Origin of the sequence: Kitasatospora mediocidica KCTC 9733, assembly GCF_000744225.1 — a bacterium.
GTDB lineage: Bacteria > Actinomycetota > Actinomycetes > Streptomycetales > Streptomycetaceae > Kitasatospora > Kitasatospora mediocidica.
Window position 1 is genome coordinate 64,650 of record NZ_JQLN01000005.1, and the last position, 14,806, is coordinate 79,455.

The 14,806-nt window shown below is 72.1% G+C and carries 11 protein-coding genes; 1 reads left to right on the top strand and 10 read right to left on the bottom strand.

What is annotated here, in order from left to right:
- Positions 1-7 precede the first annotated feature (7 nt).
- The 8 genes from BS80_RS14505 to nrdR all read right to left on the bottom strand — a co-directional run bounded on the left by BS80_RS14505 (position 8) and on the right by nrdR (position 9,343).
- Complete coding sequence (locus BS80_RS14505; RefSeq protein WP_035797648.1) at positions 8-1,222, bottom strand: cytochrome P450 family protein; 1,215 nt, start codon at positions 1,220-1,222, stop codon at positions 8-10.
- Positions 1,222-2,484, bottom strand: a complete 1,263-nt coding sequence (locus tag BS80_RS14510; protein ID WP_035797650.1) for a cytochrome P450 — start codon at positions 2,482-2,484, stop codon at positions 1,222-1,224. Before BS80_RS14510 ends, BS80_RS14505 begins: the two co-directional genes overlap by 1 nt.
- Entirely contained in the window at positions 2,481-3,125 is a 645-nt protein-coding gene (locus tag BS80_RS14515) for a GTP-binding protein (RefSeq protein ID WP_051966625.1), read from the bottom strand. The genes BS80_RS14510 and BS80_RS14515 overlap by 4 nt, the downstream gene beginning before the upstream one ends.
- Positions 3,106-3,471: a DUF742 domain-containing protein gene (locus BS80_RS14520; RefSeq protein WP_035797652.1), complete on the bottom strand. Its 366-nt coding sequence runs from the start codon at positions 3,469-3,471 to the stop codon at positions 3,106-3,108. Before BS80_RS14520 ends, BS80_RS14515 begins: the two co-directional genes overlap by 20 nt.
- The gene (locus BS80_RS14525) at positions 3,468-3,887 is read right to left on the bottom strand and encodes a roadblock/LC7 domain-containing protein (protein ID WP_035797654.1); all 420 of its coding nucleotides are present in this window, start codon (positions 3,885-3,887) and stop codon (positions 3,468-3,470) included. Before BS80_RS14525 ends, BS80_RS14520 begins: the two co-directional genes overlap by 4 nt.
- A complete protein-coding gene (locus BS80_RS14530) occupies positions 3,887-5,443 on the bottom strand; it encodes a sensor histidine kinase (RefSeq protein WP_051966626.1) in 1,557 nt (518 codons plus the stop codon). Before BS80_RS14530 ends, BS80_RS14525 begins: the two co-directional genes overlap by 1 nt.
- Before the next feature lie 282 nt (positions 5,444-5,725).
- Positions 5,726-8,611, bottom strand: coding sequence for a vitamin B12-dependent ribonucleotide reductase (locus BS80_RS14535; protein WP_035797656.1), 2,886 nt, complete (start codon positions 8,609-8,611; stop codon positions 5,726-5,728).
- Between the two features lie 228 nt (positions 8,612-8,839).
- Positions 8,840-9,343 carry a transcriptional regulator NrdR gene (nrdR, locus tag BS80_RS14540; RefSeq protein ID WP_035797657.1) on the bottom strand — a complete coding sequence of 168 codons (504 nt, stop codon included), beginning with the start codon at positions 9,341-9,343 and terminating at the stop codon, positions 8,840-8,842.
- Between the two features lie 662 nt (positions 9,344-10,005).
- Here nrdR and lexA point away from each other — a divergent pair.
- Positions 10,006-10,797 carry a transcriptional repressor LexA gene (gene lexA / locus BS80_RS14545; RefSeq protein ID WP_232246603.1) on the top strand — a complete coding sequence of 264 codons (792 nt, stop codon included), beginning with the start codon at positions 10,006-10,008 and terminating at the stop codon, positions 10,795-10,797.
- 87 nt (positions 10,798-10,884) lie between these two features.
- Here the strand turns inward: lexA and BS80_RS14550 are convergent, their stop codons facing one another.
- Both BS80_RS14550 and BS80_RS14555 read right to left on the bottom strand, forming a co-directional pair.
- Positions 10,885-12,996 carry an ATP-dependent DNA helicase gene (locus BS80_RS14550; RefSeq protein ID WP_083974730.1) on the bottom strand — a complete coding sequence of 704 codons (2,112 nt, stop codon included), beginning with the start codon at positions 12,994-12,996 and terminating at the stop codon, positions 10,885-10,887.
- Between the two features lie 12 nt (positions 12,997-13,008).
- A complete protein-coding gene (locus tag BS80_RS14555) occupies positions 13,009-14,805 on the bottom strand; it encodes an IucA/IucC family protein (protein WP_051966627.1) in 1,797 nt (598 codons plus the stop codon).
- Between the last annotated feature and the right edge of the window lies 1 nt (position 14,806).

The following is a 14,806-nucleotide window of genomic DNA, read 5'->3' on the forward strand; positions in this document are numbered from 1 at the left end:
GACGGGATCAGGCTCGGCGCAGCCGCACCGGCAGGGTCTGCAGACTGTTCACCACGATCGAGGCGCCCGGCCGAAGTTCCGCGTCCGGCACCGCGAGCTCCAGGTCGGGGAAACGCGCGAACAGCGCCGGCAGTGCCACCTGCGCCTCCAACCGGGCCAGTGGCGACCCCGGGCAGACGTGCGGGCCGTGCCCGAAGGAGAGATGGCGTATCGGGTCACGGGTGACGTCGAACAACTCCGCCGTGATCCCGTGCTGCACCGGGTCGCGGCCGATCGCGTTGTACGAGATCAACACCGGGTCGCCCGCCGGGACGAGCGCCCCGTCCACGGTGATCGGCTCGGTGGCGAAACGGAAGAGGAAGTTGCTGGTCGGCGGCGTCCAGCGGAGCGACTCCTCCACCACCGCGGCCCAGGACACCCGGCCCGAGCGCACCAGCGCGAGCTGGTCGGGGTGGGTGAGCAGGGCCCGCACCGCGTTGGTGATCAGGTTGACGGTGGTCTCGTGACCGGCCGCGATGATCACCCGCAGGGTCGCCGCCGCCTCGGCGTCGCTCAGTGCCTCGCCGTCCTCGACATCGGCGGCCAGCAGGGCGCTGGTCAGGTCCTCGCCCGGCTCCTTGCGCCGTTGCCCGACCAGAGCGCCGACGAAGGCGTTCAGCGCGGCGATGGTCGCCTGGATGCCCGCCGGGTCCGGCACGCTGCTGAAGAACCGCTCATACAGGTCCCGCAGGTACGCGTGGTCGGCCGGGTCCACCCCGAGCAGGGTGCCGATCACCGTCATCGGCAGCGGGAACGCGAAGGCGGTCTTCAGGTCGACCTCCGCCGGACCCGCCTGCAGGCCGTCCAGCAAGCCGGCCGTGATCGCCTCGATCTGCGGACGCATCAACTCGACCCGCCGCGGCGTGAAGGCCTGCGCGACCAGCGCGCGCAACCGCCGATGCGCGTCCCCGTCGGTGGTCACCATGCTCGGCCCGGGTACCGCCAGGCCGATCAGCGGCCAGCTCCTGGGCACCTCGCCGCGCTGGAAGGCCGCCCAGTGGGCCGCGTCCTTGACCAGGCGCTGGTCGGTCAGCAGCGCGCGGGCGGCCGCGTGCCGGGTGACCGCCCAGGCCCGTACGCCGCCCGGCAGCTCCACCGCCGCCACCGAACCGGCGGCCCGCAGCAGGGCCCCCTCGCCGGCGCTGTCGCGCGCGAAGGGGTCCAGCACGATCGGGGTGCTCATCAGAGTGCTCCTCCACTAGAAGACTGGATCCCCGGGGTGAACCCGACCGGCAGCGCGACCAGCGCCCGCACCCAGGCCGACGGGCGCCAGACCAGGGCGTGCTCGGCGACCGCGAGCCGCAGGTCCGGCAGCCGGTCGAGCAGCACCTCGATCGCGGTGCCGGCGATCACCTCCGCCGCCTCCTGGGCCGGGAACGGGCAGCGGTGCTCACCGTGCGAGAAGCTCATGTGCGCGTGGTTGCCGTCGGCTGCCGCGCCGTTCTCCTGGCGCACCGCCGGGTCGGCGTTGGAGCCCGCCAGGCCGAGCAGCAGCATGTCGCCCGCGGCGATCTGCTGGCCGCCGAGCCGGGTGTCCCGGGTGGCCCACCGGCCGGCGAAGATCTGGGTCGGGGTGTCCTCCCAGAGCGCCTCGGTGAGCGCCTGGCCGATGCTCCGCCGGCCGCCCGAGAGCGAGGCCGCGAAGCGCTCGTCGGTGAGCATCAGCCGCAGCGCGTTGGCGATCCAGTACGAGGTCGGCTGATGGCCGGCGATCAGCAGTACCCGCAGGTCGCGCATGATCTCCTCGTCGCTCAGCGCGGCCGGGTGTTGCAGCAGGCTGGTGGTCACGTCCGCGCCCGGCCGCTCCCGCTTGGTCTCCACCAGCTCCAGCATCACGGTCAGCAGCCGCTGCGCGCCGCTCTGCGCGTCGGCGCCGCCGTCCAGCATGTCCAGCAGTCCGCGGATCAGCACCGGCGCCTGGGAGTCGTCCAGTCCGAACATCCAGCACAGCACCAGCAGCGGCACCCGGTGCGCGTACTCGGCGACCAGGTCCGCCTCGCCGCGGCCGGCGAACTCGTCGATCAGGGTGTCGGCGATCTGCTCGCACTTCTTCTTCAGCTCGTACGGGTCGACCGCCGACAGCGCGTCGGTGACCGCCGCCGACCGGCGCTGGTGCTCGGCGCCCTCGGCGTACAGGATCGACGGGACCGACGCCATCATCGGCCGCAGCGGCCAGTCGGCCGGGACCGTCGGCCAGGCGTTCCAGCGGGCCGAGTCACGGCCGAACAGCTTGGGCTGGCTGGTCATCAGCTGCAGTTCGCGATAGCCGATGACCAGCCAGGCCGGTACCCCGCCGGCCAACTCGACGGGCGCCACCGGGCCGTGCGCGGCGCGCAGTTCGCGGTAGACCTGGCCCGGGTCGGTCTGGAACCGGGGGCCGTGCAGCGGGGCCGCGGCGGCGTGCGCCGGGCAGCCCGGCGGTGGGGTGGTCGCTGGCTCGGTCACGGGGTGCTCTCCAGTTCGACGCGTTGCGGATGTTCGGCTTCGGCACGGGCGTAGAGGTGGCGGACCAGCTCGATCAGCACCCGCTTGCTGGACTCCCGGTCGCGCGCGTCGCAGTCCAGCAACGGGACGCCGGGCGACAGGTCCAGGGCCTCACGGATCTCCGCCAGGCTGTGCCGCGGCGGCTCGAAGGTGTTGCAGGCCACCACGAACGGCGTCCCGTGGTGCTCCAGCCGGTCGATCGCGTACCAGGAGTCGTCCAGCCGCCGGGTGTCCACCAGCACGACCGCGCCCAGCGCCCCGGTGAAGAGCCGGTCCCAGAGGAACCAGAAACGTTCCTGTCCGGGTGCGCCGAAGAGGTAGAGCACGCTCTCGGCGGAGAGCGTGATCCGGCCGAAGTCGAAGGCCACCGTGGTGGACCGCTTGTCCAGGACCGCCGACGGGTCGTCGACGCCGATCCCGGCGCGGGTCATCACCTCCTCGGTGGCCAGCGGCCGGATCTCGCTCACCGAGCCGACCAGGGTGGTCTTGCCGGCCCCGAAGCCGCCCACCACGACGATCTTCAGCGCGTTGTCGGCGGTGCTCCGCAGCGGCGTCCGCGCGGCGGCGGTCAGGACCGGCGCGTCAGAGCTTCTGGAGTCCATGGAGCACCTGCTTCAGCATGTCGAGGTCGGGCAACTTCGCCTGGGCGGGAACGAACCGCGGGTGGCGGGCGGTGATCCGACCCGCCTCCAGCAGGTCGCCGAGCAGGATCTTGACGACGCTGACCGGCAGGCCCAGCTCGGCGGCCACCTCGACCACCGCGGTCGGGCGCACGCACAGCCGCAGGATCCGGGCGTGCTCGGACTGCATCCCGGGCTGCGGCTCCTGCTCGGAGACGATCAGCGTCACCACGTCGAACGCGTGCCGGGTGGCCTGGCTGCGGCCGCGGGTCACCGTGTAGAGCCGGTCCGGATCGTCGTCCCGGGCCGGCTCGCCGACCCGCGTCACTGCGCGGCGGTGGCGTCGATCCCGCGCGGCGGCGAGCTGAGGAACGTCCCGATCTGCTCCACCAGGGCGTGCATCTGGTGGCCGACCATGCCGACGTCGGCGCTCTCGTCGGTCACCACGGCCAGGTGCGCGCCCGCGCCGGCGTCCACGATGCACAGGATCCCGCCGTGGAACTCCGTCATCGACTGGCGCACCCCGCCCGTCCCGTCGCCGAACTCGATCGAGGCGCCGTGCGACAGGCTCTGGATTCCGGAGGCGATGGCGGCCAGCTGGTCGGCCTGGTCGGTGCCCAACCCGGCGCTGTGGCACAGCTTCAGGCCGTCGGCGGAGAGCACCAGGGCGTGCTTGGAACCGGGGGTGTTGGTCAGCAGGTTCTCCAACAGCCAGTCGAGATCGCGGTCGGCGGTGCTGCTCATCAGGAGTTGTCCTTCGGGAGGTCAGCGGGGGTGGCAGGGCTGGGAGGTGCGGGCTGCGAACCCTGGACGGCTTGCCGGAACGCTCCGAACCGGCTGGCCGTCTCGGGCTGGCGAACCTTCAGTGCCGGTGCGGCGGCCGGACCGGTCGCGGCCGCCATGGTCTGGCCGCGACGACGCTTGGGCAGACCGCCGTCGGTGACCGGCGGCGGGGCGGCCTGCGGCGCGGCCGCGGGCAGCGCGGGCTGGACGGCCGCGCGGACCGGCTCGGCGGCGCCGGGCTCGGGGTGGGCGACGAGCGTCTCCGGGATCAGCACCACGACACCCGTACCACCGCGCGAGGACGGGCGGAACGAGATCGACAGGCCGTGCTTGCGGGCCAGCGCACCGACCACCGCGAAGCCGAGCCGGGTTCCGGCCGACAGCGCCGTCAGGTCCAACGCCTCGCCGGAGACCGCCCGTTCGGCCCGGCGCAGCCAGACCTCGGAGAGTCCCAGGCCGCCGTCCTCGACGGTGATCACCAGGCCGGAGTGCAACTCCTCGACGTAGACGTGCACCTCGGCCGGCGGAGCCGAGAAGTTGGTGGCGTTGTCAAGGAGTTCGGCGAGCGCGTGCATCACGCCCTCGGCCGCGTAGCCGGCCACCGCGGCGGTGCTCGCCGAGTGCAGCCGGACCCGCTGGTAGGCGCCGATCCGGCCGAGCGCCCCGCGCAGGATGCTCTCCACCGTGATCGGCTTGGTCCAGCGGCGGCCGGTACGGGCGCCGGTGAGCACGGCGATGCTGTCGGCCATCCGGCCCGCCTGCGCGGTGCTGTGGTCCAGCCGGAGCAGGTCGCCGAGCACCTCCTCGCCGTGCCGGTGCTCCATCTCGCGCAGCTCGGCGTGCATGCTGGTGGCCAGCGCCTGGACCCGCCCGGCGGCCGTCGCGCAGACCGCGAGCGCCGCCGCCCGCTGCCGCTCGCCGTAGGCGACCTCACGGGCCATCAGCCGCAGCAGGTCCTCGTGCGCGGTCTGCCGGTGCTCGACCAGGACGGTGTCCACCGAGGCCCCGGCGCGCAGCCGGCCCACCACGGCGGGGATCGTCTGCTCGGCCAGCCGGGCCAGTTCGGCCCGCTCGTCGTCCGCCGCGGCGCGGGCGGTGGCGGCCTCCGCACGGGCCTCGACGGTCTCGGAGCGGGCGGCCAGCAGCTCGATCCGGGCCGCCTCGGCCTCGGTGCGGGCCGCGTTGGCGCGCGCCCGGGAGGCCTGCGCCTCGGACACCGCGGCCGCCGTGTCCGCCCCGGCCCGCAGCGCGGCGGCGTGCGCCGCCTCCACCCGGGCCTGGGCCTGAGCCAGCTGGACGCGCAACTTCCCGGCCCGCCCGCGCTGGACGACGGCCACGACCACCGCCGCACACCAGGCCAGCGCCGCCGCCGACGCCCAGCCGGCGACCACCGACCGCTCCGAGGAAGGAGCCGCGGCGGTGGCGGCGGCCACCGCACCGGCCCCGGCCAACACGGCCGCCAGGACACAGAGCGGCCCGACCGGTCCACCGGTCGGGCGTCGAAGGCGTGCGGTCATCAGGCTGATCCTCGGTGTGAGCGTCGGAGTCAGAACGGGCGACGGCGCACCTGCTCCCCCGTCACCGGAAGATGCATGATCAGTTCACGCAGTCAACAGATCATATCGATTCAGATGAGCTACTCAACCGGTCAGTTGACGCATTGTGCTCTCTCCGTTCCGGACAAGTGACGTCAGGGTGCGAACGGCCCAGGGAATGAGACGCAAACGCGAAGGGTGGGGCGAGGACACCGAAGTCCTCGCCCCACCCATGACGTCAGCTCAGCCGATCAGCTCGGATGATCAGCTGCAGCCGCTGGTGGAGCCGCACCCCTCGCAGAGGTAGCAGCTGCCGGCGCGGCGCATCTTGGTGCCGCAGGAGAAGCAGAGCGGCGCGTCCGCGTTCAGGCCGAGCTGGATCTCCAGCAGTTCGGTCGAGTTGTGCGGCTGGGCCTTGGCCGGGACCGGCTTGGGCGCCTCGGCCCGGACCGGCTCGGCGACGGCGCGCGGCGCCGACTGGGCCAGGCCCTCGACGTCCATGTCCTCGTCGGAGTCCAGCGGCTCGTAGGAGCCGGTGTCCAGGTGCCGCTGGCGCTCCTCGACGGAGTGGATGCCGAGGGCGGACCGGGTCTCGAAGGGCAGGAAGTCCAGCGCCAGGCGGCGGAAGATGTAGTCGACGATCGACTGCGCCATCCGCACGTCCGGGTCGTCCGTCAGACCGGCCGGCTCGAAGCGCATGTTGGTGAACTTCGAGACGTAGGTCTCCAGCGGGACGCCGTACTGCATGCCGACCGAGACGGCGATCGAGAAGGCGTCCATCATGCCGGCGAGGGTCGAGCCCTGCTTGGACATCTTCAGGAAGACCTCGCCGAGGCCGTCGTCCGGGTAGGAGTTGGCCGTCATGTAGCCCTCGGCGCCGCCCACCGTGAACGAGGTGGTGATGCCCGGGCGGCCCTTGGGGAGGCGCTTGCGGACCGGGCGGTACTCGACGACCTTCTGGACCACGGGGGCCTCGGTGGTGGCCTCCTCGGTCTTCTTCGCCGAGAGCGGCTGGCCGACCTTCGAGTTCTCGCGGTAGATCGCGAGCGCCTTGACGCCGAGCTTCCAGGCCTCGAAGTAGACCTCCTCGACCTCCTCGACGGTGGAGTCGGCGGGCATGTTGACGGTCTTGGAGATCGCGCCGGAGATCCACGGCTGGATCGCCGACATCATCCGCACGTGGCCCATCGGCGAGATGGAGCGCTCACCCATCGCGCAGTCGAAGACCTCGAAGTGCGCGCTCTTCAGACCGGGGGCGTTGAGCACGTTGCCGTGCTCGGCGATGTGGGCGACGATCGCCTCGACCTGCTCGGCCTGGTAGCCGAGGCGGCGCAGCGCGCGCGGCACGGTGCCGTTGACGATCTGCATCGAGCCGCCGCCGACCAGCTTCTTGAACTTGACCAGCGCGAGGTCGGGCTCCACACCGGTGGTGTCGCAGTCCATCATCAGGCCGATGGTGCCGGTGGGGGCGAGCACCGAGGCCTGGGCGTTGCGGAAACCGTTCTGCGCGCCGAGCCGCAGGACGTCCTGCCAGGTCTCCGTGGCGGCGGCCCAGACCGGGGCGTCCAGCTCGTCCACCGCGACGGCGGCGCTGTTGGCGTCCGCGTGCTGGCGCATGACCTGCTGGTGCGGGGCCGCGTTGCGGGCGTAGCCCTCGTACGGGCCGACCACGCCGGCGAGCTCGGCGCCGCGGCGGTAGGCGGTGCCGGTCATCAGCGAGGTGATGGCGCCGGCCAGCGCGCGGCCGCCCTCGGAGTCGTACGCGTGGCCGGTGGCCATCAGCAGGGCACCGAGGTTGGCGTAGCCGATGCCCAGCTGGCGGTAGGCGCGGGTGGTCTCGCCGATCTTCTCGGTCGGGAAGTCGGCGAAGCAGATGGAGATGTCCATCGCGGTGATGACCAGCTCGACGACCTTGGCGAAGCGCTCGGCGTCGAAGCCCTGACCACCATCAGACGCAGTGTCGTCGCGCAGGAACTTCATCAGGTTGAGCGAGGCGAGGTTGCAGCTGGAGTTGTCCAGGTGCATGTACTCGCTGCACGGGTTGGACGCGTTGATGCGGCCGGACTCCGGGCAGGTGTGCCAGTGGTTGATGGTCGAGTCGTACTGGATGCCCGGGTCGGCACAGGCCCAGGCGGCCTCGGCCATCTTGCGGAAGAGCTTCTTGGCGTCGACGGTCTCGATGACCTCGCCGGTCATCCGGGCGCGCAGGCCGAAGTCGGTGCCGTTCTCGACCGCGGTCATGAACTCGTCGGAGACGCGGACCGAGTTGTTGGCGTTCTGGTACTGGACGGAGGCGATGTCGTCGCCGCCGAGGTCCATGTCGAAGCCCGCGTCGCGCAGCGCGCGGATCTTCTCCTCCTCCTTCACCTTGGTCTCGATGAAGGCCTCGACGTCCGGGTGGTCGACGTCCAGTACGACCATCTTGGCCGCGCGGCGGGTGGCGCCGCCGGACTTGATGGTGCCGGCCGAGGCGTCGGCGCCGCGCATGAAGGAGACCGGGCCCGACGCGTTGCCGCCGGAGGAGAGCAGTTCCTTGGAGGAGCGGATCCGGGAGAGGTTCAGGCCGGCGCCGGAGCCGCCCTTGAAGATCATGCCCTCTTCCTTGTACCAGTCGAGGATGGACTCCATGGAGTCGTCGACGGCCAGGATGAAGCAGGCGCTGACCTGCTGGGGCTGCTTGGTGCCGACGTTGAACCAGACCGGCGAGTTGAAGCTGAAGACCTGGTGGAGGAGGGCGTGGGTCAGCTCGTGCTCGAAGACCTCGGCGTCGGCGGGCGAGGTGAAGTAGCCGTTCTTCTCACCGGCGGCGCGGTAGGTGAGCACCACCCGGTCGATGATCTGCTTGAGGCTCCACTCGCGCTGCGGGGTGCCCACGGCGCCGCGGAAGTACTTGCTGGTGACGATGTTGACCGCGTTGACCGACCAGAAGTCGGGGAACTCGACGCCTCGCTGCTCGAAGTTGATCGAGCCGTCACGCCAGTTGGTCATGACGACGTCGCGCCGCTCCCAGCTGACCTCGTCGTACGGATGGACGCCAGGGGTGGTGTAGATGCGCTCGATCCGCAGACCGCCCTTGGGAGCCTTGCCGGCTCCCTTCGCCGCCTTGTCGGACTTGGACCCGCGTGCGGAACCGCTCGTCGTGTCTGTCACTTCTGCTCCTCCTCCTGGGCAAACGCCCTGAGTGCCCTATTTCTTTCGGCGCGCCACGCGCTCCGAGGGGCACTGCTGCTTCGCTTCTCCTGACGTGCGGGCAGGCCGGGATGCCGACCGGTTCGCACGGTTTGTCATGTTCTGTGCGCCGTTTGAGGGCGCGCGTGGACCCGGGACGGCTGGTCGCGCAGCCCGGCCCGAGCCGGGTGTGCGCCGCCGCCCCGCGTCCTAGGTAGCTGCGGCGGGGACCGGGACGGCCGTGCCGTCGCCCTGCCCGCCGGGGGGACCCTCGGTGCCACGCAGCGTCGCGATGGCGGCCTCGAAGTCCGCGAGTCCGTCGTAGGCCTGGTAGACCGAGGCGAACCGCAGGTAGGCGACCACGTCGAGATCCTTGAGCGGACCGAGTATGGCCAGGCCCACGTCATGCGTGGAGAGCTCGGCACTGCCGCTCGCGCGCAGGCACTCCTCCACGCGCTGGCCGAGCAACGCGAGGGCGTCCTCGGTGACCGGGCGTCCCTGGCAGGCCTTGCGGACTCCGGAGATCACCTTCTCCCGGCTGAACGGTTCGGTCACGCCGCTGCGCTTGATGACCATCAGTGCCGCGGTCTCCACCGTGGTGAAGCGGCGACCGCAGTCCGGGCATTGGCGGCGGCGGCGAATCGAGCTGCCGTCGTCGGTCGTACGACTGTCGACGACTCGGCTGTCGGAGTGCCGGCAGAAGGGGCAGTGCACGTACGACTCCCTTCCTGACGGAACTGGCGAAACCGGGCCACGCGAGATCTGACCCGACCCCCGGGCTCCCCAAGTCTAGGCGAAGCCCCCATGATCAAAAAACCGGGGACCACAACCTGTGGGTCGCAAGCACCCATGTAACCACTAGATCTGGTTTCGTGTCGTGGCCCCGGGCCCCGCGTGTCGCACCTCTCGACCGCGCGTGTCGTAGCTCCCGCATCACCTGGCGCGATCGATGCTGGTCAGCGCCGATCGGCATTCCGGACGAGTCACCCATCCGGCCGTGGGGCGTGTGGCACGGCTCACCGGGGGAATCCCGGCGACGCCTTCCAGCCAGCTTCGACCCGGTTTCGGCGGTCGGCCCCGAGCGCCCATAGAATGAGGCGATCGAACATTTAATCGACATACACCCAAAGTCTTGATCGAGTCAGCCGACTCATCAATAATTCACTCGAACGTGTGTTTGGCGCAACCTTTCGATAGGTGCTGCCGTTGGGCTGGACAAGGGAGAACGCCCGTCGAGAGGGGCCGCCGTGAGCACCGTACAGACCAGCACCAACAGCACCGTCCTCACCCAGAACAGCGCCGCCGAGAGCCACACCATCCCGGTGCAGGACCGTTCCCAGCACTCCGGGGGCCGGCCGGCCTTGGACCAGCAGAGCATGGACCAGAGCATGGATCGCAGCGACAGCCGCCCCGCAGCCACGCCGGGCTACCTCCCCGACCACCAGGTCGAGCACGCGTCCGCCCAGGACGTCCCGCTCGGTCTGGCGAACGGCCAGACCCGCTCCCTGCCCGGGCGCCCGCCCGGCATCCGGACCGACGAGGCCGGGCTGACCGAGCGGCAGCGCCGGGTGATCGAGGTCATCCGGGATTCGGTGCAGCGCCGCGGCTACCCGCCGAGCATGCGCGAGATCGGCCAGGCGGTCGGCCTCTCCTCCACCTCCTCGGTGGCCCACCAGCTGATGGCCCTGGAGCGCAAGGGCTTCCTGCGCCGTGACCCGCACCGCCCGCGCGCCTACGAGGTGCGCGGCGTCGAGGTCACCCGGCCGAACACCGCCGAGGCGGCCGGCCGGCCGTCCACCTCCTACGTGCCGCTGGTCGGCCGGATCGCCGCCGGCGGTCCGATCCTGGCCGAGCAGACGGTCGAGGACGTCTTCCCGCTGCCGCGCCAGCTGGTCGGCGAGGGTGAGCTCTTCGCGCTCACCGTGCGCGGCGACTCGATGATCGAGGCGGCGATCTGCGACGGGGACTGGGTCACCGTGCGCCGCCAGCCGGTCGCCGAGAACGGCGACATCGTGGCCGCGATGATCGACGGCGAGGCCACCGTCAAGCGCCTCAAGCGCGAGGACGGCCGGATCTGGCTGATGCCGCACAACGCGGCCTACGACCCGATCCCCGGCGACAACGCGACCATCCTGGGCAAGGTCGTCGCGGTGCTGCGTCGGCTCTGATCCACCCCACACACGCGAACGAGGGCCCCTCCAAATCGGAGGGGCCCTCGTTCGCGTTGAGCAGCGTTGAGCAGCGTTGAGCAGCGTTCAGCCGCGCTTGGCCACCGGACGCGGCGCAGGCGCCGAGGCCGCGATGGCCGCCAGCGAGCGCCGCACCTGGTTGCGGTCGGTGGTGTACCAGAAGTCGGGCATCGAGGACCGGAAGAATCCGCCGTAGCGGGCGGTCGCCAGCCGCGGGTCGAGCACCGCGACCACCCCGCGGTCCTCGGCGGCCCGCACCAGCCGGCCCGCGCCCTGCGCCATCAGCAGCGCGGCGTGCGTCGCCGCCACCGCCATGAAGCCGTTGCCGCCGGCCTCCTCCACCGCCTTCTGCCGGGCGCTCATCAGCGGGTCGTCCGGACGCGGGAACGGGATCCTGTCCATCACCACCAGCTGGCAGGCCGAGCCGGGCACGTCGACGCCCTGCCAGAGCGAGAGGGTGCCGAAGAGGCAGGTCTGCGGGTCGGCCGCGAAGTTGCGGATCAGCTCGCCGAGGGTGTCCTCGCCCTGCAGCAGGATCGGCACGTCCAGGCGTTCGCGCAGCTGCTCCGCCGCCGTCTGGGCGGCCCGCATCGAGGAGAACAGGCCGAGCGTGCGCCCGCCCGCCGCCTCGATCAGCTCCGCCAGCTCGTCCAGCATCTGCGGACGCTCCGGCTCGCGGCCGGGCGGCGGCAGATGCTTGGCGACGTAGAGGATGCCCTGCTTGGGGTAGGAGAACGGCGAGCCGACGTCCAGCCCGCGCCAGAGCGGCGGCGCGTCCTCGCCGCGCTCGCCGCGCTCCGGCTCGGCGGCCGTCCGCTCGTCCGGCAGGCGTCCCTCACCGGGCAGGCCCACCGAGGCCGCCACGCCGTTGAAGTCGCCGCCGAGCTTGAGGGTGGCGGAGGTGAGGACGACCGAGCGCTCCTTGTAGAGGTTCTCGCGCAGCAGCCCGGAGACGCTCATCGGCGCCACCCGCAGCGAGGCGGTGCCCATCGCGAAGCGGTCGTTGCGCTCGATCCACACCACGTCGTACGGGGAGTCGGTCAGCAGCCGGTCGGTGGTGTCGTGCAGGGTCTCGGCCATGGCCATCGCCTGCTTGCGCACCGCGTCCTCGTCGCTGAGGCTCTTGTCCCGGGTCTCGCCGAGCGAGGTGATCACCTGGCGGCTGGCGTCCCGGATCGCCGTCACCGCGTAGGCGAGGTACTCCGGCAGCTCCTCGACCCGGCCGGCCTGGGCGGTCTCCATCAGGCCGTGGTAGCTCTCGGCGGCGGCCTGCAGGGCGTCCACCGCCTTCTCGTTGGCCAGCCGGGCGGCCCGCTTCACGGCGCGGTTGACCGCGCCGACGGTCAGCTCGGCGGTGGCCGCGCCGGTGACCCGGTTGACCAGCTCGTGCGCCTCGTCGACGATCAGCAGCTCGTGTTCGGGCAGCACGGGGGCGCCTTCCAGCGCGTCGATCGCCAGCAGCGCGTGGTTGGTGACCACCACATCGGCCAGCTTGGCCCGCTCCCGGGCCTTCTCGGCGAAGCACTCCTGGCCGTAGGCGCAGCGACTGGCGCCCAGGCACTCGCGGGAGCTCACCGAGAGCTGCGCCCAGGCCTTGTCGGAGACGCCGGGGGTGAGGTCGTCGCGGTCGCCGGTCTCGGTCTCGTCGGCCCAGTCGCGAAGCCGCAGGACGTCCTGGCCGAGCTTGCCGCTCGGGCCGCCGAGCGCCTCGGCCGGGTCGAAGAGCCCCTCGCCCTCGTCGCTCGGGGTGCCCTCGTGCGCCCGGTGCAGGCAGAGGTAGTTGGAGCGGCCCTTGAGCATCGCGAACAGCGGGCGACGCCGCAGCACGGGGTGCAGCGCCTCCACCGTACGCGGCAAGTCCCGCTCCACCAGCTGGCGTTGCAGCGCCAGGGTGGCGGTGGCGACCACCACCCGGTCGCCGTGGGCGAGCGCGGGCACCAGGTAGGCGAGGGACTTGCCGGTGCCGGTGCCGGCCTGCACCAGCAGGTGTTCGGCGTTCTCGACGGCCTCGGCGACGGCCTCGGCCATCCGGATCTGCCCGGGCCGTTCGACGCCGCCGACCGCGGTGACCGCGGCGTGCAGCAGCTCGGGGATGCGGGCACGGCCGACGGGCTTCGGGGAGGCGGGCTCGGCCGCCTCGTCGTCGGGCGGCAGCTGGGTTTGTGAGTCGTTCGTCATGACGCTCCCAGCCTACGGGGCGGGACTGACAGTACGGTCCCGAGGCTGCGGCAGGGTGGCCGCGCCGAGTGGGTGCAGCGGGTTGGCGACCTGCCCGTGGACGGCCGCGTGCGGGCGCTCGGGCCGGTCGCGGTAGCCGTCCAGCAGCAGCCGGTTGCGGTTCAGGCACAGCCGGTCGATGGTCGGGGTGAACAGGTCGAAGAGCGCGAACCGCTCACCGAGCTCGGGGAACCGCAGCTGGTGTCGGAGGATCTCGGCGCGCAGCAGCGCCCAGAACTCCGCCTCCGGCAGCCCGAACCCGGCCTCCAGCAGCGGAGCGAGGTAGCGGTAGACCCCGACGAAGAGCCCGGAGTGCAGGAACTGGCAGAGGAACGCCGGGGGTTCGCGCAGCAGCACGGACGAGACCGCGGCCGGCAGCGCGCGCAGCTCGGGGAGGTCCTGGTCGCTGATGTTGACGTCGTCCACGAAGTCCTTGACCGCGAGGCGCACCGGGGTGTCGGTGGCGTCGAACACCACGATCGCGTTCTCGCCGTGCGGGGAGAAGACGGTCCCGTAGCGGTAGAGGAAGTGCAGCAGCGGCGGCAGCATCGCGGCGAACAACCGGGTAAGCCAGGCGCGCGGGCCGAGCCCGGAGCGCTCCACCAGCTCTTCGACCAGCGCGCGCCCGTCCGAGCCGGTCTGCAGCAGCGAGGCGAGGGTGCGGGCCCGCTCCCCCTCGTCCAGCTGGGCGCCGAGCGGCTCGCGCCAGATCGCCCCGAGCAGTTCCTTGTACTGGTAGGGCGCCTCGGGCAGCCGGGCGTAGTAGGGGTGCTCGACGGTGACCGACGCGACCTCGCCGAGCAGCACCACCCGGCACTCGTCGCGCAGGAACGCGTCGCCGTCGCGCAGCCCGTGGATCCAGCGGGTGACGGCGGGCGCGGCCAGCGTGCGTTCGGTCGGCAGCCCGCGCCAGACCAGCGTGTTGAGGATGGCCAGTGGCAGCTTGACCGTGCGCCGGCGCGGGGTGGTGGTGTTGAAGAAGGAGCGGATGGACTGCTGGGGCAGCCGCTCGTCCCGGTCGGCGGGCAGCAGGACGATCCGGCCGTCCGCGATCCAGGGGGCGAAGAGCGGCACCACGGTCTCGTCCCACTGCCAGGGGTGCACCGGCAGCAGCAGGTACTCCCCCGGGTCCTTGCCCTGGCCGGCCAGCAGCTCCCGGTAGCCGGCCAGCACCTGCGGATCGAGTTCGTCGCGGTAGAGCGCCTCGGCGTCGGCCAGCTCGCCGACGCCGCGGTACTGGGCCAGCGAGTCGTGCACCGCGAGCCAGGGCAGCGCCTGCGGGGTGCGGGCCTCGGGGGCCCAGGCGGCGGCGTCGGAGGCCGAGAAGCCGAGCCGGCCCTTGTTCGGCACGATCCACGGGTGGCCGCTCTGGTGCCCCTCCAGTTCGGTGTGGCCGAGCTCGGCCAGTTCGGCGCCGGTCAGCGCGCCGGCCGCCAGCCGGACGTCGGCCAGCAGAGTGGCCGTCAGCTCCCTGACCAGGTGCCCGGCGGTGTCCCCGGAGAGGCCGAGCAGGCGGCGGGCGGCCAGCAGGAAGATCAGCGGGTCCTCGGCCGGCGACCCGTCGGCGCGCAGCGAGAACGGGTCGACCTGCCAGCTGCCGTACGCGCCGCGACGGGCCGCGAACCGGTACTCCGTCCCGTCGGGCAGCGGCAGGCGGTAGCCGCCGGGGGCGGGCTCGGGGTGCAACAGCTCCTCGTAGCTGAACTCGCCGATCATCTTGGCCAGCAGCGCCCGGCCGGCCCGGCGCCAGCGGTCCTGGTTCAGCGGCATC

Coding starts and splice junctions, on each gene's coding strand:
- BS80_RS14505 (WP_035797648.1), bottom strand. CDS start 1,222: ATGAGCACCCCGATCGTGCTGGACCCCTTCGCGCGCGACAGCGCCGGC.
- BS80_RS14515 (WP_051966625.1), bottom strand. CDS start 3,125: ATGGACTCCAGAAGCTCTGACGCGCCGGTCCTGACCGCCGCCGCGCGG.
- BS80_RS14525 (WP_035797654.1), bottom strand. CDS start 3,887: ATGAGCAGCACCGCCGACCGCGATCTCGACTGGCTGTTGGAGAACCTG.
- BS80_RS14530 (WP_051966626.1), bottom strand. CDS start 5,443: ATGACCGCACGCCTTCGACGCCCGACCGGTGGACCGGTCGGGCCGCTC.
- lexA (WP_232246603.1), top strand. CDS start 10,006: ATGGACCAGAGCATGGATCGCAGCGACAGCCGCCCCGCAGCCACGCCG.
- BS80_RS14550 (WP_083974730.1), bottom strand. CDS start 12,996: ATGACGAACGACTCACAAACCCAGCTGCCGCCCGACGACGAGGCGGCC.
- BS80_RS14555 (WP_051966627.1), bottom strand. CDS start 14,805: ATGCCGCTGAACCAGGACCGCTGGCGCCGGGCCGGCCGGGCGCTGCTG.